Origin of the sequence: Actinospica robiniae DSM 44927 (assembly GCF_000504285.1) — a bacterium.
GTDB classification, from domain to species: domain Bacteria; phylum Actinomycetota; class Actinomycetes; order Streptomycetales; family Catenulisporaceae; genus Actinospica; species Actinospica robiniae.
On sequence record NZ_KI632511.1, the window covers coordinates 7,983,527 to 8,007,106 of the forward strand.

Consider the following 23,580-nt stretch of genomic DNA (forward strand, 5'->3'; position numbering starts at 1 on the left):
CATGACGGACATCTCCGCCGCCCCGCGCTTGGCGCCCGCCGCGCCTCCCGCGCCGCGGCAGCCCGCCGGGCCCGGCCCGGACCCGGATCGCGCCCGCCGCCTCCGGCGCCGGACGTTCACCGTGGACGGCGTCTGCGCCGTGCTGGGATCGCTCTTCGGCTCCTTCGGCCTGGTCTGGCTGGTCTACGAACGGATCCTGCCGTTCACCGGCGCCGCCGGGTTCCTGCTGGCCTGGTACGCGGTGTTCCTGCTTGTGCTCGGCACGGTGACCGCGATGGTCTGGGGCGCGCGCGCCGTGGTGGACCGGATCGCCGCGACGCTGATGGCCACCCTCGGGCTGATCATCCTCGCCCTGATCATCGATCAGATCGCCTATGTCACCTTCACCGGCCGGCACGCGCTGTTCCACGGCAACCTCTTCACCCAGGTGATGGCGTTCACCGGCCCCGACGATCCGCTCACCAGCGGCGGCGTGCAACACGCCGTCGTCGGATCGGTCGAGCAGATGGCCATCGCCACCGCGATCGCGGTCCCGCTGGGGATCCTGGCCGCGCTCTTCCTGGTGGAGGTCGGCGGACCGATGGCCCGGCCGGTGCGCTCCCTGATCGAGGCGATGACCTCGCTCCCGGAGATCATCGCGGGTCTGTTCATCCTCGCCCTGGTGGTGCTCACCTTCGGGGTGCCCAAGAGCGGCTTCGCCGCCGCGCTCGCGCTGACCGTGATGATGATCCCGTACGTGGCGCGCTCCTCCGAGGTCATGCTCCGGCTGGTCCCGCGCAGCCTGCGCGAGGCCTCGTACGCGCTCGGGGCGAGCCAGTGGCGCACGGTGTGGAACGTGGTGCTGCCCACCGCCCGGTCGGGGCTGACCACCGCGGTCGTGCTCGGCATGGCCCGGGCGATCGGCGAGACCGCGCCGCTGCTGCTGGTGGACGGGCTGAACAACTACATGAACGCCGATCCGTTCCACGACTGGCAGACCAGCCTGCCGCTGTTCATCTTCGAGTACGTCCGCGAACCGCAGACGGTCATGCGGGAGCGGGCCTTCGCCGCCGCGGTGGTGCTGATGGCGCTGGTCCTGGTCCTGTTCACGATCGCCCGGCTGTTCGGCGGCAAGGCCCCGGGCGAGCTGACCCGACGCCAGCGCCGCCGCGCGGCCCGCGACCGTGCCCTGGCCGCGGCCGAACGGGCCCGCGAGGAAGGAGGCGGCCATGTCGCCGCATAGGATTCGACGGCTCGGCCTCGTACTGGTCGCGGCCCTGGCCACGCTGGGGTTCGGGCTCTTCCCGGCCGCGCCGGCCTCGGCCGCGAGCTACGTGCCCCTCGACGGCGACGGCTCCTCCTGGGCACAGCCGGCCATCCAGCAGTGGTCCCGGGACATCGCGGTCCAGGACGGGATCCACATCAACTACACCGGCGACGGCTCGGCGCAGGGCCGGGAGAACTTCGCCGTGCACCTGAACGACTTCGCCGGGTCCGACATCGCGTTCCTCACCACGCCGGATCCGTTCGGCGCGGGCTTCGAGGCGGTGCAGTGGAACTACTCGTACATCCCGATCGTGGCGGGCGGCACCACGTTCATCTACAACCTGCACATCGGCGGCCGGACGGTGACCGATCTGCGGCTGTCCGGCCAGACCCTCGCCAAGATCTTCACCGGCGCCGTCACCAACTGGGACGATCCCGCGATCACGCACGACTACGGCGCTCCGCTGCCCAGCGAGCCGATCACGGTGGTGACCCGCTCGGACGGGTCCGGCGCCAGCTACATGTTCACCCGGTGGCTCTCGAAGCAGTACCCGTCGATGTGGAACGCGTTCTGCGCGGCCCACGGCGGCCCGAATCCCTGCGGCCCGACCGAGTTCTACCCGGGCTTCGGCGACTCCGTGCAGAAGAACGGCTCGGACCAGATGGCCACCTTCCTTTCCTCCCCGAGCAGTGAGGGCGCGATCGGCTACGACGAGTACGCCTACGCGATCAACTACGGCCTGCACGCAGTGAAGATGCTCAACGCGGCCGGCTACTACACCCTGCCGACGGCCTCGAACGTGGCGATCGCCTTGCAGGCGGCCGTGATCGACGAGAACCCGAACGACGCCGACTTCCTGATGCAGAATCTTGACAAGGTCTACACGAACCCTGATCCACGCGCCTATCCGCTCTCGAGCTACAGCTACCTGATCATCCCGCGCGACACCGGGAAGGGCTCGCTGGTGCCGGACTGGACAAGTGTCAAGGGCATGACGCTCAGTACCTGGCTCAATTACGTGCTCTGCGGCGCGCAGGCCAGTGCGGGCCAGCTCGGCTACTCACCGCTGCCGAAGAACCTGGTCAACGGCGGGTTCCTCCAGGTCGATCACCTGCCCGGGCATATCGCGACGCCCGACCCGGCGAAGCTGATGGGATGTAAGAACCCGAACTACTCCGACGGCGTCGACTACCTCAAGAACGCGCCGTACCCGAGCAGATGCGACTTCCACACCGAGCCGCTCGACTGCACCACCGGCGGCGGGGGCGGCTCGGGCTCGGGCGGCGGCGGTTCGGGCGGCGGCTCCGGCAACGGCGCGGGCGGCGGCGCGGGCGCCGGTGCGTCGGCGGGCGCGCGGGCCGGCGGCACGGCCGAAGCCGGCGGCGCGCAGGGCGGCGTCGGCGGATCGGGCGGCAGCTCGGGCGGATCGCCCTCCGCGCAGCCGATCTACGCCGAACCGGTCGCGGTGGCCTCACGGCCCCAGCAGCAGACCGGGACGGCACTGGCCACCGTGCTGCTGATCATCGCGGCCGTGGCCGCGCCGGCGTTCGCCGGGGCGTGGGTCCAACGACGCAGGAAGCGAGGCTGACCCATGGCTCTGCCGGAAATCCTCGAATCCGAGGCCGGGCCCGAGCCCGGCGTCCCGGACCAGGCCGTGCCAGAAGCGCGGCGGGTCAAGGCGCCGCGGCCGCCCGCCCGGCCCCGCCCGTCTCGGCGGCCGCGCCCCGAACGCACTCCGGTGCGGCGCCCGGCGGTGCTGGTCGCAGGGCTCGTACTTTCCGGGTTCGCCCTGCTGGTGCTCGGTTTCTTCGTGTACCTCTACGGCCTGTCCGGGCTCAGCGAGCAGCGTGCGCAGAGCGTGCTGTACAAGACCTTCGCGGGAGAACTCGGGCAGGCCACGGCGCCGACCGGGGCCACCGCCGACGGAGCGCCGGTGGCGATCCTGGCCATCCCGAGCCTCGGTATCTCCGACCTCGTCGTCGTCGAGGGCACCGGTTCCGGGGATCTGACGCACGGTCCCGGGCACCTGCGCTCGAGCGTGCTGCCGGGACAGGCCGGGGTGAGCGTCGTCTACGGGCGGGTGCTCACCTACGGCGATCCGTTCGCGCATCTGATGCGGCTGCAACGCGGCGACAAAATCACGGTGACGACCGGGCAGGGGACCTCGACGTACACGGTCGAATCCTTCGGTACGAACGCGGTGCCTCCACCCGATCCGACGCCGAACCGGCTGGTGCTCGAGACCGCCGACAGCGCGATCTTCCCGAGCCGGAACAGCACGGTCGAGGTCAGCGCGGATCTCTCCTCGGCCGCGCAGCCGACACCCCCGTCCCGGCCCGCGACCGCGCCGCGGGAGTACGCGCTCGCCGGAGACGCCGACGCCGTCGTGCCGGCCGTGTTCTGGGCCCAAGCGCTGGTCCTGGTGCTGCTCGGCGGCGTCTTCGCGGCCCGCCGCTGGTCGCGCTGGCCCGCTCTGCTGTGCGCGGCGCCGGCGGCGTTCGCGCTGGCGTGGGCCGTGTACGAGAACCTCTCGCTGCTGTTGCCGAACCTCTACTGAGGAATGGGGAGAATGAGCACTCTGAATGAGACGGCGCTGCCGGCCCCCGCGCCCGCACCGGCCTTCGCCGAGGGCCCGGCCCCGGCCGGACTCGAGACCCGCGCGGTCTCGGCCTGGTTCGGCGACCACAAGGTGCTCGAGCGGGTGTCGCTGAGCATGGAACCCGGCCGGGTCACCGCGCTGATCGGCCCCTCGGGCTGCGGAAAGTCCACCTACCTGCGGGTTCTCAACCGGATGCACGAGATGGTGCGCGGCGCCGCGCTGGCCGGGGAGGTCCTTCTCGGCGGCGAGGACGTCTACGACCGGGCTGCCCGGCCCGCCGACGTGCGCAAACGCATTGGAATGGTGTTCCAGAAGCCCAACCCGTTCCCGGCCATGACGATCTACGAGAACGTGGCCAGCGGCCTCAAGCTGGCCGGGATCAAGGTCGGGGACCGGGACGCGGTGGTCGAGGACGCGCTGCGGCGGGCCGGGCTGTGGAACGAGGTGCAGCGGCGCCTGCGCACCCCGGGAGGCGCCCTGTCCGGCGGTCAGCAGCAGCGGCTGTGCATCGCCCGGTCCCTCGCCGTGGCCCCGGACGTGCTGTTGATGGACGAGCCGTGCTCGGCGCTGGACCCGACCTCGACCAGGCGGATCGAGGAGACGATCGCCGAGCTCGACGGCCAGGTCACCATCGTCATCGTGACGCACAACATGCAGCAGGCGGCCCGGGTCAGCCGCAACTGCGCGTTCTTCCTGGCCGGGGAGGACCAGCCCGGCCGCGTGGTCGAGGCCGGCCCGACCGAGCGGATCTTCGGCGACCCGGCCGACCCGCGCACCGCCGACTACATCCACGGCCGCTTCGGCTGAGCCCGCGCCGGGCTGCCCGGCGCACGAAAAAGGCCTCCCCGGGTCCGTCCGACGTCGGACGGACCCGGGGAGGCTGCGCGCACGGCGCTGTGCGGCTCGGAAGCAATCGTCAACTGATCACGAAGAGTGCATGATCGTGTACACGATGTGCTTGGCCTGGTCCTGCCACTGCGAGTACAGCGAGCCGTTGAAGGAGCGCTGGACGTCCTGAGCGGCGGTGTGCAGCGACATGTCCTGGTAGTTCGACGGCAGGCTCTTGAGGAACGCCTTGGCCGCGTACGTCGGCGTGGTCAGCTCGGACGGCGAGCCCCAGCCGGTGGACGGACGCTGCTGGAACAGGCCCAGCGAGTCGTGGTCGACCGCTACGTTCAGGTTGTGCAGCTTCGACTCCTGCATGGCGGTGGCCACGGCGATGGTCGACGCGTACGGCGAGAGGTTCATGTTCTCGGCCGCGTGCACGATCGTGGTGGCGTTCTCCCACTGCGCGGAGGTCAGGCTGATGTGGCTCTGGGAGCCCTGCTCCGACGTCGGGGATATGTCCCCCATCGAGACGCTCGCGTAGGGGTTCGACGGCGTCGTCTTGGTCGACTCGGTCGAGGACCGCGTGCTGCTCTGCGTCTCGGTCTGCGCCGGGGCCTGCGCCGGAGCCTGGGCCGCCTTCGAGGCGGTCGCGCCGGGCTGGACGGTGGAGGTCACGGCGGCCGGGCTGGTCGCGGCGGCGGCCTGCGCGTCGCCCGCGCCGGAGGTGGCCAGCGGCACGATCGCGACGCCGACGGCGGCGACGGCCAGGGCCGCGGCGGGGAAGCGCTTGGTCGCGGCGGGCTTGTGCTTCTCGACCATGGCGCTACCGGACTGGTAGCCCTTAGTGGCCGCGGCACTACCGGACTGGTAGCCCTTGGCGACCGCGGCGCTACCGGACTGGTAGCCCTTGGCCAGGGCGGAGCTGCCGCTCTGGTAGGCGGTACGGAAGGGGATACGGGAGATCAGGTCGCGCGTGAACGCACGGGGGGTGTTCGAAGACACGATGAACGAAGCCTCTCCTTCGGCCGCCTACCGGGTTAGCTGACGGGTTCGGGCGGAAGGTGAGTTTGCGCCCTACGGCCCCGATCGAGGCGTCACTCAGCGCACGGCTAGGGTCGCCGTCCGTGAGTTTCGTCTGATGTGAGGGCCGATTCACCCCGGGGGACCGGGCGCACGGTGCGCCACGGAGATTGGGTCCCCGGCTCCGGGAACGGATGCGGCGGTTCGGTGACCGCTGCTCCGCCCTGTCGGACTCGGCGGGTACGTCCGGTGCGCGGTTCGGATTCCACGGCGTCGGCCGGATGTACAACATCGACCATAGCGGCGTTTCCGGCAGTTGTCACAAATCGCCCAAAATACGGCAGAGCGTGACTGAAGAGTCACGCTCTGCCGAGAAAACCGAGTGCCGACGGGCGAATCCGGGCCGTCGGTCAGGCCGGGGCCTTGCCGTTCATGATGTCGTAGACCATGGTCGTGGCCTGCGACTGCCACTGTGCGTAGGCGGTCGGATACCCGGAGCGCTGCACGTCCTGGGCCGCCTCCCACAGGTAGATGCTCATGTAGTCCGGCGCGTCCTTGTCGAGCGCGGCGAGGAAGGCGTTGGCCGCGTACGTCGGGGTGGTCAGCTGGGAGGTGGTGCCCCAGCCCTGCGAGGGACGCTGCTGGAAGAGGCCGAGCGAGTCCGCGTTGGTGGCGGTGGTCAGGTTGATCAGCCGCGACTCCTGGATCGCGGTGGCCACGGCCACCACGGCGGCGTACGCGTGCATCCCGCGCTTTTCCACCGTCGCGACTATCGTCTTCGCGTTCTCCCACTGGTCCGCGCTCGGGGTGAACGTGTTCTGCGTTCCGTAGAAGGCCACCGGCTCCAGGGTGCCCCAGGACACTGAGGCGTACGGGCTGGTCTTGGTGTGGGTCGGCGTCGCGCTGGCCGAAGCGGAGGCGCTCGCGCTGGCCGAGGTCTTCACGCTGGACGCGCTGACGCTGGGCGAGGCGACCGCGGTCGGCGCGCTGCTCGCCTGCTGGGCCGGCACCAGGTCCGCCATGGCCGGATTGGGAGTGGTCGCCGGGGACGCCTCGCCCAGCGCCATCGCCGCCGCCACGCCGCCCGGTCCGCCGACCACCGTGCCCGCCAGGGCCGCGACCGTGATCGCCGGGTACTTGCGCATCCACGACCCGTTCGGGTCGGAGCGAGTGATCGGACTCTGACTCCCGTGCTTCGACTTGCTGTGACTGCCCACGGTCCGCTTACGGCCCTCTCCCTCGTCCGCCTACCGGGTTAGCTGACGGGTTCGGGCGGAAAGAGACGCCCTACGCTCCGGTTCCGGAGCGATTCACCCCGCGGCGGGGAGCACCGAAGTGGGTCCCCGGCTCCACTCGCGTGGACTCGGCGGTCACATCCGGTGTCGCACGGTCGCGACATCCGCCGGATGTGTTGGCCCCAGAACCTAACAGATCGAACGGCCCCATGTCACCGTTTCGTCTCAGCCTTGCCACTGCTTTGACTCGGCGTGAGATACGCCTTACCGGCGCGCGATCCGGCGGCAGGTCGGGCCGCGGCCGTGCGCCACCGCCCGTTAACCTGGGTGTCGTGAACGCCGAACCGACCGGAGCCCCGGACCGCGGCCAGAGCCAGGCCGACCCCCAGGAGATCGCCCGGCTGCGCGTGGCCATCGGCCGGCTGCACCGGCGCATGGTCCAGCACACCGCCGGAGATCTGACGTTCTCCCAGACCTCGGCGCTGGTCGCGGTGGAGAAGCTCGGGCCGATCCGGCTCGGCGAGCTCGCCGCCCGGGAGCGGGTGGCCGCGCCCTCGATGACCCGCACCGTGGCCGGGCTGGTCGAGGCCGGGCTGCTGCACCGGGCCGGGGACCCGCAGGACGGGCGCTCCTACCTGCTGAGCATCACCGACCAGGGCCGCGGCTTCCTCGAGGCGCTGCGCACCGAGCGCTCGGCCGTGCTGGCCGCGGGCATCGCCCAGCTCGGCCCGGTCGAGCTGGACGTGCTGCGCCGGGCGCTGCCGGTGCTCGAGCACCTGGCCGAACGAGAGTCCTGATACGCCGCCGGCGCGCCGTGGCGCGCCCGCGCCGCGCCGTCGGCCACCCCGGCCACGCCCCGGCCGGGAACCGGTGGCAGGATGGCGGCATGGACGTGCAGGAACAGAACGCGGCCGGCGCCGAGGAACCCGTCGAGGAGTGGCCGCCGCGCGAGTGGCGCGAGACCACCCGTGCCGCCGGCCACAAGCAGGCGCTCTACGTCAGCGTGGCCATGCTGGTCATGTTCGGCGCGCTGACGCTCCTGGCGATCTGGGCCTCGCACCACGGCTGACCGCGCCGCCGGGCCGGCCGCCGGCCCGATGCCCCGCCGGCCCGGATCGGCCTACTGCGGCGCCTTGACCTGGCCGGCCTCCGTCAGCTCCGCGATCTCCTCGCCGGGAATGCCCAGCAGGAACAGGATCGTGTCCAGGAACGGCACGTTCACCGCCGTGTCCGCCTGCTCGCGCACCACCGGCTTGGCGTTGAACGCCACCCCGAGTCCGGCCGCGGCCAGCATGTCCAGGTCGTTCGCCCCGTCGCCGATGGCGACCGTCTCGCTCAGCGGCACGCCGGCCGCCGAGGCGAACCGGCGCAGCGCGGCGGCCTTGCCGGGCCGGTCCACGATCGGGCCCACCACCTTGCCGGTCAGCCGGCCGTCCACCACCTCGAGCGTGTTCGCGGCCGCGTAGTCCAGCTCGAGATCGGCCGCGAGCAGGTCGGTGATCTGGGTGAAGCCGCCGGAGACGATCGCGACCTGGTAGCCGAGCCGCTTGAGCGTGCGCACCAGGGTGCGGGCGCCGGGGGTGTAGCGCACCTGCCCGCGCACCTTGGCGAAGACCTCCTCGGGCAGCCCCTCGAGCAGCGCCACCCTCGCCCGCAGCGAGGCGGCGAAGTCCATCTCCCCGCGCATCGCCTCGGCCGTCACCCGGGCCACCTCGTCGAGGCAGCCGGCGTGCTCGGCGAGCAGCTCGATCACCTCGTCCTGGATCAGCGTGGAGTCCACGTCCATCACCACCAGGTGCTTGGCCCGGCGGGCGAGCCCGGCGCGCTGCACCGCGACGTCCGCGCCGCAGGCCGCGGCCTCCGGGGCCAGCCGGCGCCGCAGCTCCAGCGGGTCCACCCCGGACACGTCCAGCTCGATCGCGGTCACCGGGTACTTCGCCAGCCGCACGATCCGGTCGATGTTGCCGCCCGCGTCCGCCAGCGCCCGGGCCATCCGGCCCATCGCGGACGGGCTGAGCGGGGAACCGAGCACGGTCACCCGGCTGCGCCCGACCCCGCGCGGCTGGTTGTCCCCGACCCCCTCCTTGACCTCCACGCCCAGCTTCCACTCCGCCCCCCAGCGGTGCAGCGCAATCCGCAGCTCGGTGTCGTCCCAGGCCGGCGGGGCGGTGAGCAACACGCCCAGGACCAGCCGGCCGCGCAGCACGATCTGCTCCACGTCGCTGACCTCTATGTCGCTTCCGCCCGATCCGTGCTCCTCGATCACAGCGAACAACGACGCGGTCACTCCGGGCCGATCCGCGCCGAACACCAGGACCCGCAGCGTGCGCCCGTGGCGCGTCACCTCTTGTTCCACCGGGCCAAGGTACCGAAGCGGGGCCGCGGCCAGGTAAGTTTGGCCACATGACGGACGTGCTTGATCTGGTCGACGTGACGGTGGTGCGGGACGGCAAGAAGCTGCTCGCCGGGATCGATTGGCGAATCGCCGACGGGGAACGGTGGGTCCTACTCGGACCCAACGGCGCCGGCAAGACGACCCTGCTGCAGATCATCGCGGCGCAGATGCATCCGACCGCGGGCAGCGCGACCGTGCTCGGCGGCGCACTCGGCAAGATCGACGTGTTCGAGCTGCGCACCCGGATCGGCCTGAGCTCGGCCTCGCTGGACGGGCGCATCCCCGGCCGGGAGAAGGTGCGCGACGTGGTGCTCACCGCCGCGTACGGCAAGATGGCGCGCTTCCGCGAGGACTACGAGGACGCCGACACCGGCCGGGCCGAGGACCTGCTCTCCTGGTGGGGCCTCGAGGGCTTCGCCGAGCGCACCTTCGGCACCCTCTCCAGCGGCGAGCGCAAGCGCGCCCTGGTCGCCAGGGCCCTGATGACCGACCCGGAGCTGCTGCTGCTCGACGAGCCGGCCTCCGGCCTCGACCTCGGCGGCCGCGAGGACCTGGTGCGCCGGCTGGCCAACCACGCGGCCGATCCGGCCTCGCCGGTGACCGTGCTGGTGACCCACCACGTGGAGGAGATCCCGCCGGGCTTCACCCACGCGATGCTGCTGCGCGGCGGTTCGATCGTCGCCTCCGGGCCCTCCGAGCTCACCCTGACCTCGGAGAACCTCAGCGCCACCTACGGCATCCCGCTGCACGTGCAGACGTACGAAGGCCGCTACTACGCCCGCGGGCTGTGAGCCGCCGCGCGGATGCGCACCTTGACATGACTCCGGCCGCCCGGCCGGTGGCGGGCCGGGGCGGGATGCCCGAAGGCTGCTGACGGGGCGTCAACCACCGGCTACCATGGCGGCATGGGGTCGGTGGCCACGCTGCACAGCTGGGAATGGTGGCTGCTGGCCGCCGTCCTGCTGCTGCTCGGCGAGGCCGCGACCAACGCGCTCGTCTTCCTGATGCCGTTCGGCGGCGCGGTGGTCGCCGCGGTCCTGGCCGCCTTCGGCGTGCCCTGGTACGGGCAGCTGCCCGCCTTCGCCGTGGTCACCATCGGCCTGCTCGCCTTCCTCCGGCCCGTCGCCGTGCGCCGGCAGGCCGGTCCCGGCCTGCGCACCGGCGCGGCCGCGCTGGTCGGCCAAGAGGCGCTGGTGACCGAGCGGGTGGACGCCCACCGCGGCCGGATACGGCTGGACGGGCAGATCTGGAGCGCCCGCACGCTGGACTCGGAGGGCGTGTTCGAGGCCGGAGAAGCCGTGCACGTCGCGGCGATCGACGGCGCCACCGCGGTGGTGGTGTAATCGTGCCCGTATCCGCACCGTGCGGCGGCACGCTTCAGTGGGGAGGAACGAGGCGCTGATGAGCACATTCGAAGCCGTCGTCTTCGTGGTCGTGGTCGTGGCCGCCGTGGTCTTCTACGTCTACCGCGCCATCCGCGTGGTGCCGCAGGCGACCGCCGCGGTGATCGAGCGGTTCGGCCGGTACAAGCGGACCCTGGAGCCCGGGCTGCGCTTCCTGGTGCCGGGGGCGGACCGGGTGCGGGCCACGGTCGACCTGCGCGAGCAGGTGATGCCGTTCCCGCCGCAGGAGGTCATCACCGAGGACAACCTGCTCGTCTACATCGACTGGGTCGTCTACTTCCAGGTGATCGACCCGCGCCGGGCCACCTACGAGATCCAGAACTTCGTGCAGGCCATCGAGTACCTGGTCTCCACCACGCTGCGCAACATCATCGGCGGCATGGACCTCGAGGCCACCCTGACCAGCCGGGACGAGGTCAACCGGCAGCTGCGCGACGTGCTCGACAGCGAGACCGGACGGTGGGGGATCCGGGTGAGCCGGGTGGAGCTGCGCACGATCCAGCCGAACCGGGACATCACCGAGGCGATGGAGAAGCAGGTGCGGGCCGAGCGGGAGCGGCGCGCGACCATCCTGTCGGCCGAGGGCGTCAAGCAGGCCGAGATCCTGCGGGCCGAGGGCGAGCGGCAGTCGATGATCCTCAAGGCCGAGGGCGAGGCCAAGGCCGCGGCGCTGCGCGCGGACGGCGAGGCGAGCGCGATCTCCAAGACCTTCAAGGCGATCCACGACGGCAACGCCGACCAGAAGCTGCTGAGCTACCAGTACCTGCAGATGCTGCCGAAGATCGCCGACGGCAACGCGAGCAAGCTGTGGATCGTGCCGAGCGAGCTGGGCAAGGCGGTCGAGGGGATCGGCAACGCGTTCAGCAACGCGACCGGCGGCGGCGGCGGCCTGCCGGCCTCGCCGCTCTCGGCCGCGCCGCCGGAGGTCGAGGACGGCGAGCAGGCCGCCGCGCTGCCCCCGGCCCAGCGCAGCGGCCCCCCGGCCGCGCCCGCCCCGGCCGACCGGCCCTCGGGCCGCCGCAACTCCCCGAACGACGTGCTCTTCCGCCGGGACGAGTAGCCGGCCGGCCCGCGCGGCGTCCCGAGGGGCGGAACGGGCGTCTTGATGCGTGGAAAGTAAGGAGCGGTCCCCGGTTGGGCCAGTAGGCTCAGCCGGGTGACCGCAGCTCATGACCTCGCGGAGTACTCCGCGATCTTCGGCGCCGGAATGGCCGCCGGCGTGATGAACACCGTCGTCGGCTCCGGCACCCTGCTGACCTTCCCGACGCTGCTGGCCTTCGGCTACAGCCCGGTGCTGGCGAACGTCTCGAACACCATCGGCCTGGTCCCCGGCTCGTTCTCCGGCGCCTACGGTTACCGGGCCGAGCTGGCCGGGCAGCGTCGCAGGACCCTCATCCTGAGCACGGCCTCGGTGCTCGGCGGCGTGCTGGGCGCGATACTCCTGCTGAACCTGCCCGCCTCGGCGTTCAACGGGATCGTGCCGGCGCTGATCGCGCTCGCGCTGGTGCTGGTCGTGCTCCAGCCCCGGGTCGGCGCCTGGGTGGCCCGGAGACGGGCCGAGAAGGGCACCGTGGACCGGCCGGGCGGCGGGCCGCTGCTGTGGGCCGGGGTGTTCGCCACCGGCGTCTACGGCGGCTACTTCGGCGCCGCGCAGGGCGTGCTGCTGCTGGCGTTGCTGGGCATCGCCTTCACCGACTCGCTGCAGCGGATAAACGCGGTCAAGAACATCCTGGCGGGCCTCGTCAACGGCGTGGCCGCGGTGCTGTTCATCGCGCTCAGCCACGTCTCGTGGACCGCGGCCGGGCTGATCGCGGCCGGTTCGGTGCTCGGCGGCCAGATCGGCGCGAAGGTCGGGCGGAAGCTGCCGCCGATCGCGTTGCGCGCGCTGATCGTGTGCGTCGGCGTCGCGGCGATCATCAAGCTGCTGGTCTGATCCGGCGCCGGCGCTCGGCGCTTACTGCACCTTGAACGACAGGCCGCAGGCGTTGCCGGCATAGGCCGTGTCGGCGGAAAGCCCGGGCACCGCCGAGCCGGCCGCCAGCGCGAGGTAGTCGAGCCCCAGCTTGCGCAGCGGCGCGTCGGCGACCTGGCTCTTGCCCGCCGCCTTGATCAGGGCCTTGCCGAGGGTCGCCTGCGCGGCCGGCCCGCGTCCAGAGCCCTGATACGCGTAGACGGCGTTGGCGCCCGCGTAGCAGCCGGGATCGGAGCGGGCGGAGAGCGTGGTGCGCTGCGGGAGGGCCGGCACCGGATCGATCCGGTGCTTGTGGATCGCGAACGCGATGCCGCCGATCAGCACCACCCACACCAGGCTGCAGCAGAGCCCGATGACCGCCTTGTCCCGCCCGCGTTTGCGGCCCGGCCCGGTCTCGGCGATCGCGGCGAGCCCGACGAACAGGTTGATCGGCAGCCAGCCGCCGAGGATCCCGATCCACAGCGCGGCCCTCGCCTTGCCGCTCTCGCCCGTCTCCGGCCCGGTGTAGACCTGCGCGCCGTAGCCGTAGCTCAGACCCGGCGAGAACGCGGGCGGCGCGGCGTCGTGCAGCGGCGGCGGGGTGAGCGGATAGGGCGTCGGCTCGGCGAACGGGTGCGGCTGGATCGCGTGCTGCACCTGGCCGTAGTCCGGGATCCGGTCGTGGTCCGTCACCTGCCCGTAATCGGGCACGGCCGGGGCGACCGGCGGGTTGAAGGGCGACATCGGCACATGGCTGTACGCCGGCTCGTCCTGCGCTTCCAGCGAGTCGCCCCAGTTCAGGGACGAGGGCGGAAGGGAATCAGCCGACTGGTGCGGATTCTGATACGACGCCATGGCGACGCCCATCCTATGGCCTCTACGACGCCGTATACACCCTGCGGGGCGGCGAAAACCGAGCGTCTACTGCGCGTTGATGATCGGCTGAGTGGTTGTGGGGCGTGGTGGCTGGTCGGGTCGGGGTGGTTGTCGGGGTGAGGGCGGGCGCTTCGCGCCGCCCGGTTTCGTTTGCCCACCCGCCCACCCGTTGCGTTGGTGGGGCGTCCTGCGGTTTCAAGATCGAAAGGCGCCGCTGGCGGGCCCTTCCCTCGGAGAGTGCCGGGGTTGGTGGGGTGCTGGCGTTGGCGGGGCGGGTTGGGGTTCGGGGTGGTGGGGTTGCGGGTGTGTGCTCTCTCCTCGGTTGGTCCCCGGAGGCAATCAGGGACCTGCCGGGAGCTCAAGCGGCGGCGGCTTCCGTTGATGCTGGATCTTGCATCGCGCCGCTTGACCTCCCGGCAGAACCCTGATCGGGCTTCGCCTGCCCGACCGAGGAGAGAACCCACCCCCTGGGGAGCGGTGCGAGCTGCGCTCGGGCCGAGTCCCGGCCCGTGGCCCGGTCGTGCTTGATGTCGAATTCTGCATCGCCCTAGTGCGATCGACCCGATCCCAGACCTCACGGCAGAATTCCGCAGGCCAGCCATGCTCGGCACGGATGAATTCTGCATCGTCCTGGTCCGATCCACCCGGGGCTCACGCACTGCACAGGATCGCGCGGCCCGGTCGCACCCCGAGGGGAACTCCTGCACCGCTTTCGGCCACACCCCTGACGCCATCTGCTCAGCCACCCCGTCCGCCACCCCTCCCGTCACAAGCCCCGATCCCCGTACTCTTCCATGCTAGACGCCACTACCGACAAAAGCCGTGTAGCCGACTTTCACCGGATAAGCAAAAATACTGGAGATTTCCGGGCACTTACGCGTGTTCCCCGACGCTAAAAGAGGAGAGAGCACACCCCCGGCACCCAACCAGCCCGCCCCGCCAACGTAACGGGTGGGCGGTCAGGCGAAACGGACGACGCGAAGCGGCCGCCCTCACCCCGATGACCACCCCGACCCGGCAAGCCATCACGCCCCAGGGACGTTCAGCCGGTCATCAATTCGCTCTAGATCTTCGAGGTCCAGTAGATGTCGGTGACGTACGGGATCTCGATCCGTTCGCCGCTGGTGTCCGGGAAGCGGTCGAGCACGGCGACCAGTTCCGCGCGCACCTGCTCGCGCGAGGGCTCGTCCAGGGTGCTGATCCGGCTGGAGGTGAGCGCTTGGCCGAGCACGCCGTCGCGGTCGGTCAGGTAGGGGTTGGGCACCTGTGCTGAGGCGAGCTTCTGCCAGCCGGCGCGCGGCTCGAAGGCGGCGCGCCAGGATCCGTCGGTGTGCACCGGCACCTCGTCGGTGCGCCATTCCCGGTAGACCCGCGAGTACGCGGCGACCCACGGCACCGAGACGTCCAGGGTGTTCCAGATCAGGCCGAGCCGGCCGTCCGGGCCGGTGACGCGCTCGATCTCGGTCAGTGCGGCGGGGCCGTCGAACCAGTGCCAGGCCTGCGCGGCCACCACCGCGTCGACCGCGCCGGACTCCAGACCGGTCGCCTCGGCCACCCCGTCCACCGCGGTGACCTGCGGCAGCAGCTCGGTCAACCGGTCGCGCATGGCCGCCACCGGCTCCACCGCGACCACCTGGGCGCCGGTCAGGGCGAGGAGCCGGGTGAACTTCCCGGTGCCCGCGCCGAGGTCGGCCACCCGCCGCCCGGGCTTGAGATCGAGGGCGTCCGCGAGCAGCGCGAGGGCCCGGGTCGGGTACGAGGGCCGGACCCGTTCGTAGGCCTGCGCGGCAAGGTGGTAGCCGGCTTGCGCGGCGTGGTGGATGGCCACGGTGATGAACCTAGCATCACCGATCATGATTTGAGCGTATTGAACGGTGGCTTGCGCACGGCTACACGGTGACAATCCGATAAACCCCGCGCCGATGCGTAGACTCCGGGGCAGACCAGTGCCGTCGAACGGGAAGATTTCGGATGCCCACCGCGTCGATCAATACCCTGCTGCTCGTCTCCACCGCCGACACCGATCTGCTGGCCGCCCGCGCGTCCGGCGCGGGCTTCCGGACGGCCAACCCGGCCCGCGCCGAGCTCGCCGGGCTGCTGGACGGCGTGGAGGTGGCCGTGGTGCGGCTGCTGGGCGGCGCGCGGGTCTGGGAGGCCGGGCTGGCCGCGTTGGCCCGGGCCGGGGTGCCGACGATCGCGCTGGGCGGCGAGGCCGTCCCGGACGCGGATCTGATGGCCCATTCGTCGGTGCCGGTGCCCGTCGTGGCGGCCGCGTCGCGCTTTCTGGCCGCGGGCGGCCCGGAGAACCTGGCCCGGCTCGCCCGGTACCTCGACGCGGCGGTGCGCGGCGGCGATCCGGACGCCGTGCCGGAGCCGGTGCTCGAGGCGCCCGCGTGCGCGGTGCGGCAGGGACGCACCGAGGATCCGGCCCGGCCGACCGTCGGCGTGATCTACTACCGCGCGCACGAGCTCTCCGGAAACACCGCCTTTATCGACGTGCTCTGCGACGCTGTGGAAGCGGCCGGTGCCAACGCGAGGCCGGTGTACTGCGCTTCACTGCGCACGGCCGCCGACGGCGCCGGAGACGACCTGCTGGGGCTGCTGCGCGGCTGCGACGCGCTGATCACGACGGTGCTGGCCGGCGGCGGGGCGGTGGCTGCGGACGCGAGCGCCGGGGGAGACGAAGAGGCCTGGGACGTCGGCGTGCTGCGCGAGCTCGACGTGCCGGTGATCCAGGGCATCGCCACCACCGGCTCGCGTCGGACGTGGCACGACTCTGACGCGGCCGTCTCGCCGATGGACGCGGCGATGCAGGTGGCCATCCCCGAGTTCGACGGCCGGCTGATCTCGGTCCCGTTCTCCTTCAAGGAGCCCGACGCCGACGGCATCCCGGTCTACCGGGCCGATCCCGAGCGCGCCGCGCGGGTCGCCGGCATCGCCGTGCGCCACGCCGCACCGGCTCGGAAAGCCAATGGGGACAAGCGGATCGGCATCCTGCTCTCCTCCTACCCGACCAAGCACGCGCGCATCGGCAACGCGGTCGGCCTCGACACCCCGGCGTCCGCGGTGCGCCTGCTCCTGGCCATGCGCGCGGCCGGCTACCAGGTGGATCAGTTCCCTGAGGACGGCGACACGCTCATCCACTCGCTGATCGCGGCGGGCGGCCACGACGTGGAGTGGCTCACCGAGGAGCAGCTCGCCGCCGCGACCGCGCGCGTCCCGCTGGCCGAATACGAGGCCTGGTTCGCCGCGCTGCCCGAGGACCTGCGCGAAGGCATCCGGCAGCACTGGGGCGAGCCGCCCGGGGAGCTCTACGTGGACGGCGGCGAGATCGTGCTCGCCACGCTCACCTTCGGCAACGTGGTGCTGATGATCCAGCCGCCGCGCGGGTTCGGGGAGAACCCGGTGGCGATCTACCACGACCCGGACCTGCCGCCCAGCCACCACTACCTGGCCGCCTACCGCTGGCTCACCCACGGTTTCGGCGCCGACGCGCTGATCCACCTCGGTAAGCACGGCACGTTGGAATGGCTGCCCGGCAAGGGACTCGGCATGTCGGCCTCCTGCGGCCCGGACGCCGTGCTCGGCGAGCTGCCGCTGGTCTATCCGTTCATCGTCAACGATCCCGGCGAGGGCACCCAGGCCAAGCGCCGCGCGCACGCCACCGTCGTGGACCACCTGATCCCGCCGATGGCACGCGCCGACAGCTACGGCGAACTCGCCCGGCTCGAGCAGCTGCTCGACGAGTACGCCACCGTGCAGGCGCTGGATCCGGCCAAGACCCCGACCCTGCGCGCGCAGATCTGGGAGCTGGTCACCTCCGCGGAGCTGCACCGCGATCTGCACCAGGAGGCGATGCCGGGCGAAGCAGACTTCGACGACTTCGTCCTGCATATCGACGGCTACCTGTGCGAGATCAAGGACGTGCAGATCCGCGACGGCCTGCACGTACTCGGACGCGTCCCCGAGGGCGAGGAGCTGGTCAACGACGTGCTCGCGATCGTGCGCGCCCGCCAGGTCTTCGGCGGCGTTCACGGCGCCCTGCCGGGCCTGCGCCGGGCCATCGCGGCCGCGCAGGGCCTGCCCGAGGACGCGGAGACCGACCCCGAGCACGTCGACGCGCTCGAAGCCGAGGCACGCACGCTCGTCGAAGCGCTCGCCGCGGCCGACTGGGACGCGACTTCGTCAGCCCTCGATGATCTCGAGTCAGCCCGCGTCCCGGAGATCCGCGCTGTGCTGGAGTTCGCCGCCGACGAGGTCGTACCACGTCTACGTCGCACCACCGACGAGATCGGCAATGTACTGAAAGCCCTCGACGGCGGATACGTGCCGGCCGGGCCGTCCGGCTCCCCGACTCGTGGCCTCGTCAGTGTCCTGCCGACTGGTCGAAACTTCTACTCGGTCGACCCGAAGGCGATCCCGTCCCGCACGGCCTGGGACGTCGGCCTCGCGCTCGCGGAGTCATTGCTGCGCAGGCATAAGGAGGACACCGGCGCCTACCCGCGCTCGGTCGGCCTCACCGTCTGGGGCACCAGCGCGATGCGCACCCAGGGCGACGACCTCGCCGAGATCTTCGCGCTGCTCGGCGTGCGGCCCGAGTGGGACGCCGCCTCGCGCCGCGTCACCGGCTTCGAGATCATCCCGCTCGCCGAGCTCGGCCGCCCTCGGATCGACGTCACGGTTCGCATCTCAGGCTTCTTCCGCGACGCCTTCCCGCACGTGATCGCGATGATCGACGACGCGATCCAGGCCGTCGCAGCGCTCGATGAAAGCGACGAGGAGAACTACGTGCGGGCCCACGCTGCCGCTGACGAACGGGCCCACGGCGACCGCCGCCGCGCGACCACCCGCATCTTCGGCTCCAAGCCCGGGGCCTACGGCGCCGGACTGCTCCCGCTGATCGACGCGCGCAACTGGAAGTCCGACGCCGACCTCGCCGAGGTCTTCGCGGTCTGGGGCGGCTACGCCTACGGCCGGGGCCTGGACGGGCGCGAGGCGCGCAAGGAGATGGACGCGGCCTTCGGCCGGATCGAGGCGGCGGCCAAGAACCAGGACACCCGCGAGCACGACATCGTCGACTCCGACGACTACTTCCAGTACCACGGCGGCATGATCGCCTACGTCAGGGCTCTGACGGGCAGTTCACCGGCTGCGTACGTAGGCGACAGCGCCGTGCCCGACACGGTCAAGACCAGGACCCTGTCCGAGGAGACCCACCGCGTCTTCCGCTCCCGCGTGGTGAACCCGAAGTGGATCGCCGCAATGCAGCGCCACGGCTACAAGGGCGCCTTCGAGCAGGCCGCCACGGTGGACTACCTGTTCGGCTACGACGCCACCGCCGGCGTCGTGGACGACTGGATGTACGAGCGCCTCGCCGCCGCGTACGTGTTCGACGAGACCAACGCCGCGTTCATGCGCCGCTCGAACCCGTGGGCCATGCGCGGGATCGCCGAACGCCTGCTCGAAGCTGCCGAGCGGGGGCTGTGGGAGGCGCCGCAGCAGGACACGATCGACCAGCTGCGGACGATCTACCTGGAGTTGGAAGGGGATTTGGAGGGGCCTGATACTGATTGATGCATCGCGTCGGTGCTCGTCGGCTCTGGTGGCCTGTCGTGGTGGGGTGGTCGTGGTGGTGGGGGCGGCCGCTTCGCTCCGCCCGTTTCGTTTGCCCACCCGTTACCTTTTACGTGTCCCCGCAATGGGGGCGCCTGGCCTCCGGGCCCGGTATGGCTCTGCCACCCTGCCGTGTCTATGGCCTTGGGCGTGTTGCCGCCGGGTTTTGGAGCACTGCCTGACCGCTGATAAGGGGCCTGGTCCGCATCCCGTGCCCGGCGCAACGCCGGGCGTTTTCTCGGGGCGGCCTGTGTAACGTGGTTGCCGGCTGCGGTGCGATGGTCGAGGCCAGGGCCATGCGAAGTAGAAGGCGGCGAGCGTGTACGACACCAGCGGTATCGGGGTCTTCCTCGGCCTGGACGTGGGCAAGGGCGAGCACCACGCCCACGGGCTGACCCCGGCCGGCAAGACCGTCTACGACAAGCGCCTGCCGAACACCGAACCGAAACTGCGCGCCCTGTTCGAGAAGCTGATCGCGAAGTTCGCCACCGTCCTGGTGATCGTCGATCAGCCCGCGAACATCGGCGCGCTGCCGCTGAGCGTCGCCCGCGACGTCGGCTGCCAGGTCGCCTACCTGCCCGGCCTGGCCATGCGCCGCGCCGCGGACCTCTACGAGGGCGAGGCCAAGACCGACGCCCGCGACGCCGCCGTGATCGCCGACGTCGCCCGCACCGCACCCAGGGCGCTGCGCACCCTGACCGTGCTCGATGAGACCGAGGCGGAACTGGCCATGCTCGTCGGGTTCGACCAGGACCTCGCGGGCGAGTCGACCCGCACCTCCAATCGGCTGCGCGGCCTGCTCACCCAGATCCACCCCTCCCTCGAACGCGTCCTGGGCCCACGCATCCAGCACCAGGCCGTCCTCGCGCTACTCGCCCGGTACGGCTCCCCTGAACTGCTCGCCGAGGCCGGCACCCGACGCATCGTCAAACTCCTGAAACCCCTGGCCCCGCGCCTGGCCGAGCGCCTGGCCGAGGAGATCGCCGAGGCCCTCGCAGAACAGACGGTCGTGGTGCCCGGCACCCGGGCCGCAGCCCTCGTCATCCCCTCCCTCGCCCGCCAGCTGACCGAGATCCTCGCCCAACGCCGCACGCTCGAGGGACAGCTCAGTGCCCTGCTGGAGGCCCACCCTCTTTCCCCGCTCCTGACCTCGATGCCCGGCATCGGGATCAGGACCGCCGCGACCATCCTGACCACCGTCGGCGACGCCGCCACCTTCCCCACCGCCGACCACCTCGCCTCCTACGCAGGACTTGCCCCGGTCACCAAGTCCTCCGGCAGCTCCATCCGCGGCGAACACGCACCCAGACGCGGAAACCGGCAGCTCAAACGCGCCATGTTCCTCTCCGCCTTCGCCGCCCTGGCCGACCCCGACTCCCGCGCCTACTACGACAAACACCGCGCCGCAGGCAAAACCCACACCCAAGCAATCATCCGCCTCGCCCGCAGACGCATCAACGTCCTCCACGCCATGCTCCGCAACGCCACGCTCTACACGCCCCACACCGCCACCACATAACCCGAGCAACACCCACCCACATGCCCGTTACAGCGAGCAGCCCAGACTTGACGGAAGACATAGGGGCACGCCCACCCGTTACGTTGGCGGACGAGCTGCGGTTTCAAGATCGAAAGTCGCCGCTGGCAGGCCCTTCCCTCGGAGAGAGATGCCGGGGTCTGTGGGGTGCTGACGTCGGCGGGGCGGACTGGGGTTCGGGATGGTGGGGTTGCGGGGGTGTGCTCTCTCCTCGGTCGGTCCCCGGAGGCAATCAGGAACCTGCCGGGAGGTCAAGCGGCGGTGACTTGGGCTGATGCTCGATTGTGCATCGCGCCGCTTGACCTCCCGGCAGAACCCTGATCGGGCTTCGCCTGCCCGACCGAGGAGAGAGCCCACCCCAATGTCGTTCGGTTCAGTTCCATGATCGTTGGTGCAGTGCCGATGAACTGCGTCGATGGCTATGTTCGATCGTTAACGCGTTCGTCAGTGGCTGACTACCGCTGTGTAGCCGGCTCTGGCGGCAAGCGACCAGTAGCCTGCGTGCGCTGCAGCGGTTGACGTGCGCCGATGCCCCTTGGTCATTACGCGCGCCGCGTTGCGTGCGGCGCGGCATGCCCGTTTGAACCGAACGACATTGGAGCCCACCCCCTGAGGGTCCGGTGCGAGCTGCGCTCGGCCCGAGACCCGTGGCCCGGTTCATGTCGGATCCCGCACCACCCTGACGCGAACCCCCGGATCCCCAAGCCAACGCTCCATGCGGAATCTGACATCACCCTGTGCCGATCGCCCGATTCGTGGGCTTTGCGGTAGGTGCCCGGCGGGCCGGCCGTGCCCCAATGCCGCTCAGCGTAGTGGGATCATGCTTGTGACCTGTGTGTTCGTGCGGTGATTGGTGGGGCGTTACGGTCGGGGGGTGTCGCATAGTGCTGTGGAGGGCCTGTCGGGCCGTTTGACGGATCATGTGTCGGTCGGGTTGTTGGCGGCGGCGGTGCCGCGTGTGGTGATCGATGACGCGGTGGCGGAGTTCGGCAGGGGTGCGAAGCGGGCGGATGCGAAGCTTCCGGCGCATGTCATGGTGTATTTCGCGATGGCGATGGCGTTGTTCGCGGACGAGGACTATCAGGAGGTCCTGACCCGGTTGACCGAGGTCCTGAAGGATTGGGGGCGTTGGGACGCCGGGTGGGAGTGTCCCGGGTCGGGCGGGATCACCCAGGCGCGCAAGCGTCTGGGTTCTGACGTGGTCCGGGAGGTGTTCGAGCAGGTTGCGCAGCCGGTGGCGGGGATGCTGACGCGGGGGGCGTGGCTGGCGGGCAGGCGGATGGTCTCGATCGACGGGTTCGAGTGGGATGTGCCGGACAGTGCGGCGAACGCGGGGTACTTCGGGTACGCCGGTTCGGGCGGCAACCGGTCGGCGTTCCCGAAGATGCGGGTGGTGACGTTGGTCGAGTGCGGCTCGCGGGCTCCGATCGGCGCGGACGCGGGGCCGTGCGGCGGCAAGGGCAGCGGGGAGCAGTCCGCGGCGCGTCGGCTCTACCGGTTCCTCGACCAGGACATGCTGTTGTTGGCCGATCGCAACTTCTACTCGTTCGCCGACTGGTGTCAGGCGTCGCAGACGGGTGCTGAGCTGCTGTGGCGCCTGGGTGACACGATTGCGCTGCCGCTGGTCGCCAAGCTCGGGGACGGCTCGTACACCTCGGTGGTGTTCGCGTCGCGTACCTCGGCGAAGGTCCGTGAGCAGGTCCTGGCGGCGGCTCGGGCGGGGGCGGATCTGGAGGAGTTCGAGGATCGCGCGCGGCTGGTTCGGGTGGTGGAGTACGAGGTGGCGGACCGGGGCACCGCTGGGGAGCGGGAGCTGTTTTGCCTGCTGACGACGCTGCTGGATGCGCGCAGTGCCCCGGCCGCGCTGCTGGCGGCGGGATATCACGAGCGGTGGGAGCACGAGCAGGCGAACGCGCAGGCCAAGACGGTTCTACGGGGACCGGGGAAGGTCATGCGGTCCCAGAGCCCTGACATGGTGATCCAGGAGCTCTACGGCTACCTGCTCACCCACTATGCGATCAACTCCCTGATCTGTCGGGCCGCGACCGAGGCGGACATCGACCCGGACCGGGTGAAGTTCACCAACGCGGTCCGCATCATCCGCCGCCGGATCGATGATCCGGCGGCCTTTTCCCCCTGAGGGCCTGGCGGCCCTGCTCGAGCGGTTCAACACGGAGATCACCGCACCGCGCGAGCTGCATCGCGAGCGGCGCCACCGTTCCTACCCGCGCGTGGTCAAACGGGCACGTCACAACCAGTACGCCGTGAAGAAGGCCACTGATGTCGGGGTACGCCACGCCGGGCCGCCGACCCTACGCATCGCCAACCTCCCGCCGGCACGCCAAGTGCTGCATCCGGGACGGATCAGCACGGGAAACCTCGAACTCACCGCATGATCAATCTACCGTGAGCGGCATTGGGCCGTGCCCGGTGTGGGATTTCGCATGAGGTGGAATTTCACTTCGGCGTTCCGGTCTGTTCTTCTCTCTTCCTCCAACGCTCGGAAACGCCCGCAAGTTCCCCGGAAATGTCTCGGGCTTTTCTTATCTCATGATCCCACAAATGTCGTACGCGTGCCTTTTGTCGGCGTCGCCGTCTAGAATAGAAACATAGAAGGGATATCGGGTCTGTGGCAGGAGGGGGCATGAGACGGATGGCTGCGTGGGTGGCGCCACCCACAGTCGGCGACGATGCTGGACCTGGCCAGCGGCCGCCCTCGCCCGCGCATGATGTCAGGCGGGAAGCCCCAGGCAGTATTGCGCACGGCATGACCCACACCATCCACCACGAATAATGCGAAATTCCACACCGAGCGCGGCTGGCCCGCCGGCACCTACCGCAAGGCCCAAGGATCGAGCAATCGAATGAGGGCGATGT

At 70.8% G+C, this 23,580-nt stretch carries 20 protein-coding genes and 2 riboswitches; of the genes, 15 read left to right on the forward strand and 5 right to left on the reverse strand.

Features of this window, described 5'->3' with window-relative positions; all coding sequences use genetic code 11:
* Position 1 precedes the first annotated feature (1 nt).
* From pstA to ACTRO_RS34540, 4 genes are read left to right on the forward strand one after another with little or no spacing between them, the layout of a single operon-like run.
* Positions 2-1,222, forward strand: a complete 1,221-nt coding sequence (pstA, locus tag ACTRO_RS34525) for a phosphate ABC transporter permease PstA (protein ID WP_084316732.1) — start codon at positions 2-4, stop codon at positions 1,220-1,222.
* On the forward strand, positions 1,209-2,834 hold the full coding sequence (locus tag ACTRO_RS34530; RefSeq protein ID WP_034269993.1) for a substrate-binding domain-containing protein: 1,626 nt from the start codon (positions 1,209-1,211) through the stop codon (positions 2,832-2,834). Before pstA ends, ACTRO_RS34530 begins: the two co-directional genes overlap by 14 nt.
* A gap of 3 nt (positions 2,835-2,837) precedes the next feature.
* Positions 2,838-3,803 (forward strand): class E sortase, encoded by a 966-nt coding sequence (locus ACTRO_RS34535; RefSeq protein ID WP_051451823.1) that lies wholly within the window; start codon positions 2,838-2,840, stop codon positions 3,801-3,803.
* A gap of 12 nt (positions 3,804-3,815) precedes the next feature.
* Positions 3,816-4,652 (forward strand): phosphate ABC transporter ATP-binding protein, encoded by an 837-nt coding sequence (locus tag ACTRO_RS34540; protein WP_034269996.1) that lies wholly within the window; start codon positions 3,816-3,818, stop codon positions 4,650-4,652.
* 117 nt (positions 4,653-4,769) lie between these two features.
* On the opposite strand, the gene ACTRO_RS44335 is transcribed toward ACTRO_RS34540, so the two are convergent.
* Both ACTRO_RS44335 and ACTRO_RS34550 read right to left on the reverse strand, forming a co-directional pair.
* Entirely contained in the window at positions 4,770-5,675 is a 906-nt protein-coding gene (locus ACTRO_RS44335; RefSeq protein ID WP_051451824.1) for a hypothetical protein, read from the reverse strand.
* 9 nt (positions 5,676-5,684) lie between these two features.
* Positions 5,685-5,905: riboswitch (cyclic di-AMP (ydaO/yuaA leader) on the reverse strand.
* A gap of 198 nt (positions 5,906-6,103) precedes the next feature.
* The gene (locus tag ACTRO_RS34550) at positions 6,104-6,532 is read right to left on the reverse strand and encodes a hypothetical protein (RefSeq protein WP_157436607.1); all 429 of its coding nucleotides are present in this window, start codon (positions 6,530-6,532) and stop codon (positions 6,104-6,106) included.
* A 10-nt stretch (positions 6,533-6,542) separates the two neighbouring features.
* Between ACTRO_RS34550 and ACTRO_RS34555 the strand changes: the two genes are divergently transcribed.
* The 3 genes from ACTRO_RS34555 (at position 6,543) to ACTRO_RS34565 (ending at position 7,997) form a co-directional block, all read left to right on the forward strand.
* Complete coding sequence (locus ACTRO_RS34555; protein ID WP_157436608.1) at positions 6,543-6,878, forward strand: hypothetical protein; 336 nt, start codon at positions 6,543-6,545, stop codon at positions 6,876-6,878.
* Positions 6,879-6,922: 44 nt separating this feature from the next.
* A riboswitch (cyclic di-AMP (ydaO/yuaA leader) is annotated at positions 6,923-7,072 on the reverse strand.
* Between the two features lie 188 nt (positions 7,073-7,260).
* On the forward strand, positions 7,261-7,725 hold the full coding sequence (locus ACTRO_RS34560) for a MarR family winged helix-turn-helix transcriptional regulator (protein WP_051451826.1): 465 nt from the start codon (positions 7,261-7,263) through the stop codon (positions 7,723-7,725).
* Between the two features lie 89 nt (positions 7,726-7,814).
* The gene (locus ACTRO_RS34565; protein WP_157436609.1) at positions 7,815-7,997 is read left to right on the forward strand and encodes a hypothetical protein; all 183 of its coding nucleotides are present in this window, start codon (positions 7,815-7,817) and stop codon (positions 7,995-7,997) included.
* Between the two features lie 51 nt (positions 7,998-8,048).
* On the opposite strand, the gene serB is transcribed toward ACTRO_RS34565, so the two are convergent.
* A complete protein-coding gene (serB, locus tag ACTRO_RS34570; RefSeq protein WP_034270005.1) occupies positions 8,049-9,284 on the reverse strand; it encodes a phosphoserine phosphatase SerB in 1,236 nt (411 codons plus the stop codon).
* Between the two features lie 47 nt (positions 9,285-9,331).
* Between serB and ACTRO_RS34575 the strand changes: the two genes are divergently transcribed.
* From ACTRO_RS34575 to ACTRO_RS34590, 4 genes are all read left to right on the forward strand, one after another.
* Positions 9,332-10,114, forward strand: a complete 783-nt coding sequence (locus ACTRO_RS34575; protein ID WP_034270007.1) for an ABC transporter ATP-binding protein — start codon at positions 9,332-9,334, stop codon at positions 10,112-10,114.
* A 114-nt stretch (positions 10,115-10,228) separates the two neighbouring features.
* Positions 10,229-10,666 carry an NfeD family protein gene (locus ACTRO_RS34580; protein ID WP_034270009.1) on the forward strand — a complete coding sequence of 146 codons (438 nt, stop codon included), beginning with the start codon at positions 10,229-10,231 and terminating at the stop codon, positions 10,664-10,666.
* 58 nt (positions 10,667-10,724) lie between these two features.
* A complete protein-coding gene (locus ACTRO_RS34585; RefSeq protein ID WP_034270012.1) occupies positions 10,725-11,786 on the forward strand; it encodes an SPFH domain-containing protein in 1,062 nt (353 codons plus the stop codon).
* A 96-nt stretch (positions 11,787-11,882) separates the two neighbouring features.
* Entirely contained in the window at positions 11,883-12,659 is a 777-nt protein-coding gene (locus ACTRO_RS34590; RefSeq protein WP_034270015.1) for a sulfite exporter TauE/SafE family protein, read from the forward strand.
* Between the two features lie 21 nt (positions 12,660-12,680).
* Here the strand turns inward: ACTRO_RS34590 and ACTRO_RS34595 are convergent, their stop codons facing one another.
* Together ACTRO_RS34595 and ACTRO_RS34600 are read right to left on the reverse strand one after the other, a co-directional pair.
* The gene (locus tag ACTRO_RS34595) at positions 12,681-13,532 is read right to left on the reverse strand and encodes a hypothetical protein (RefSeq protein WP_034270018.1); all 852 of its coding nucleotides are present in this window, start codon (positions 13,530-13,532) and stop codon (positions 12,681-12,683) included.
* Positions 13,533-14,616: 1,084 nt separating this feature from the next.
* Positions 14,617-15,408, reverse strand: coding sequence for a class I SAM-dependent methyltransferase (locus ACTRO_RS34600; protein ID WP_034270025.1), 792 nt, complete (start codon positions 15,406-15,408; stop codon positions 14,617-14,619).
* A 116-nt stretch (positions 15,409-15,524) separates the two neighbouring features.
* Between ACTRO_RS34600 and cobN the strand changes: the two genes are divergently transcribed.
* The 4 genes from cobN to ACTRO_RS49200 all read left to right on the forward strand — a co-directional run bounded on the left by cobN (position 15,525) and on the right by ACTRO_RS49200 (position 23,099).
* Complete coding sequence (gene cobN, locus ACTRO_RS34605) at positions 15,525-19,127, forward strand: cobaltochelatase subunit CobN (RefSeq protein WP_211244502.1); 3,603 nt, start codon at positions 15,525-15,527, stop codon at positions 19,125-19,127.
* Positions 19,128-19,485: 358 nt separating this feature from the next.
* Positions 19,486-20,685 carry an IS110 family RNA-guided transposase gene (locus tag ACTRO_RS34610; RefSeq protein ID WP_034263005.1) on the forward strand — a complete coding sequence of 400 codons (1,200 nt, stop codon included), beginning with the start codon at positions 19,486-19,488 and terminating at the stop codon, positions 20,683-20,685.
* An 892-nt stretch (positions 20,686-21,577) separates the two neighbouring features.
* The gene (locus ACTRO_RS34615) at positions 21,578-22,843 is read left to right on the forward strand and encodes an IS4 family transposase (protein WP_034261336.1); all 1,266 of its coding nucleotides are present in this window, start codon (positions 21,578-21,580) and stop codon (positions 22,841-22,843) included.
* Complete coding sequence (locus ACTRO_RS49200) at positions 22,818-23,099, forward strand: hypothetical protein (protein WP_051450305.1); 282 nt, start codon at positions 22,818-22,820, stop codon at positions 23,097-23,099. The genes ACTRO_RS34615 and ACTRO_RS49200 overlap by 26 nt, the downstream gene beginning before the upstream one ends.
* Positions 23,100-23,580 lie beyond the last annotated feature (481 nt).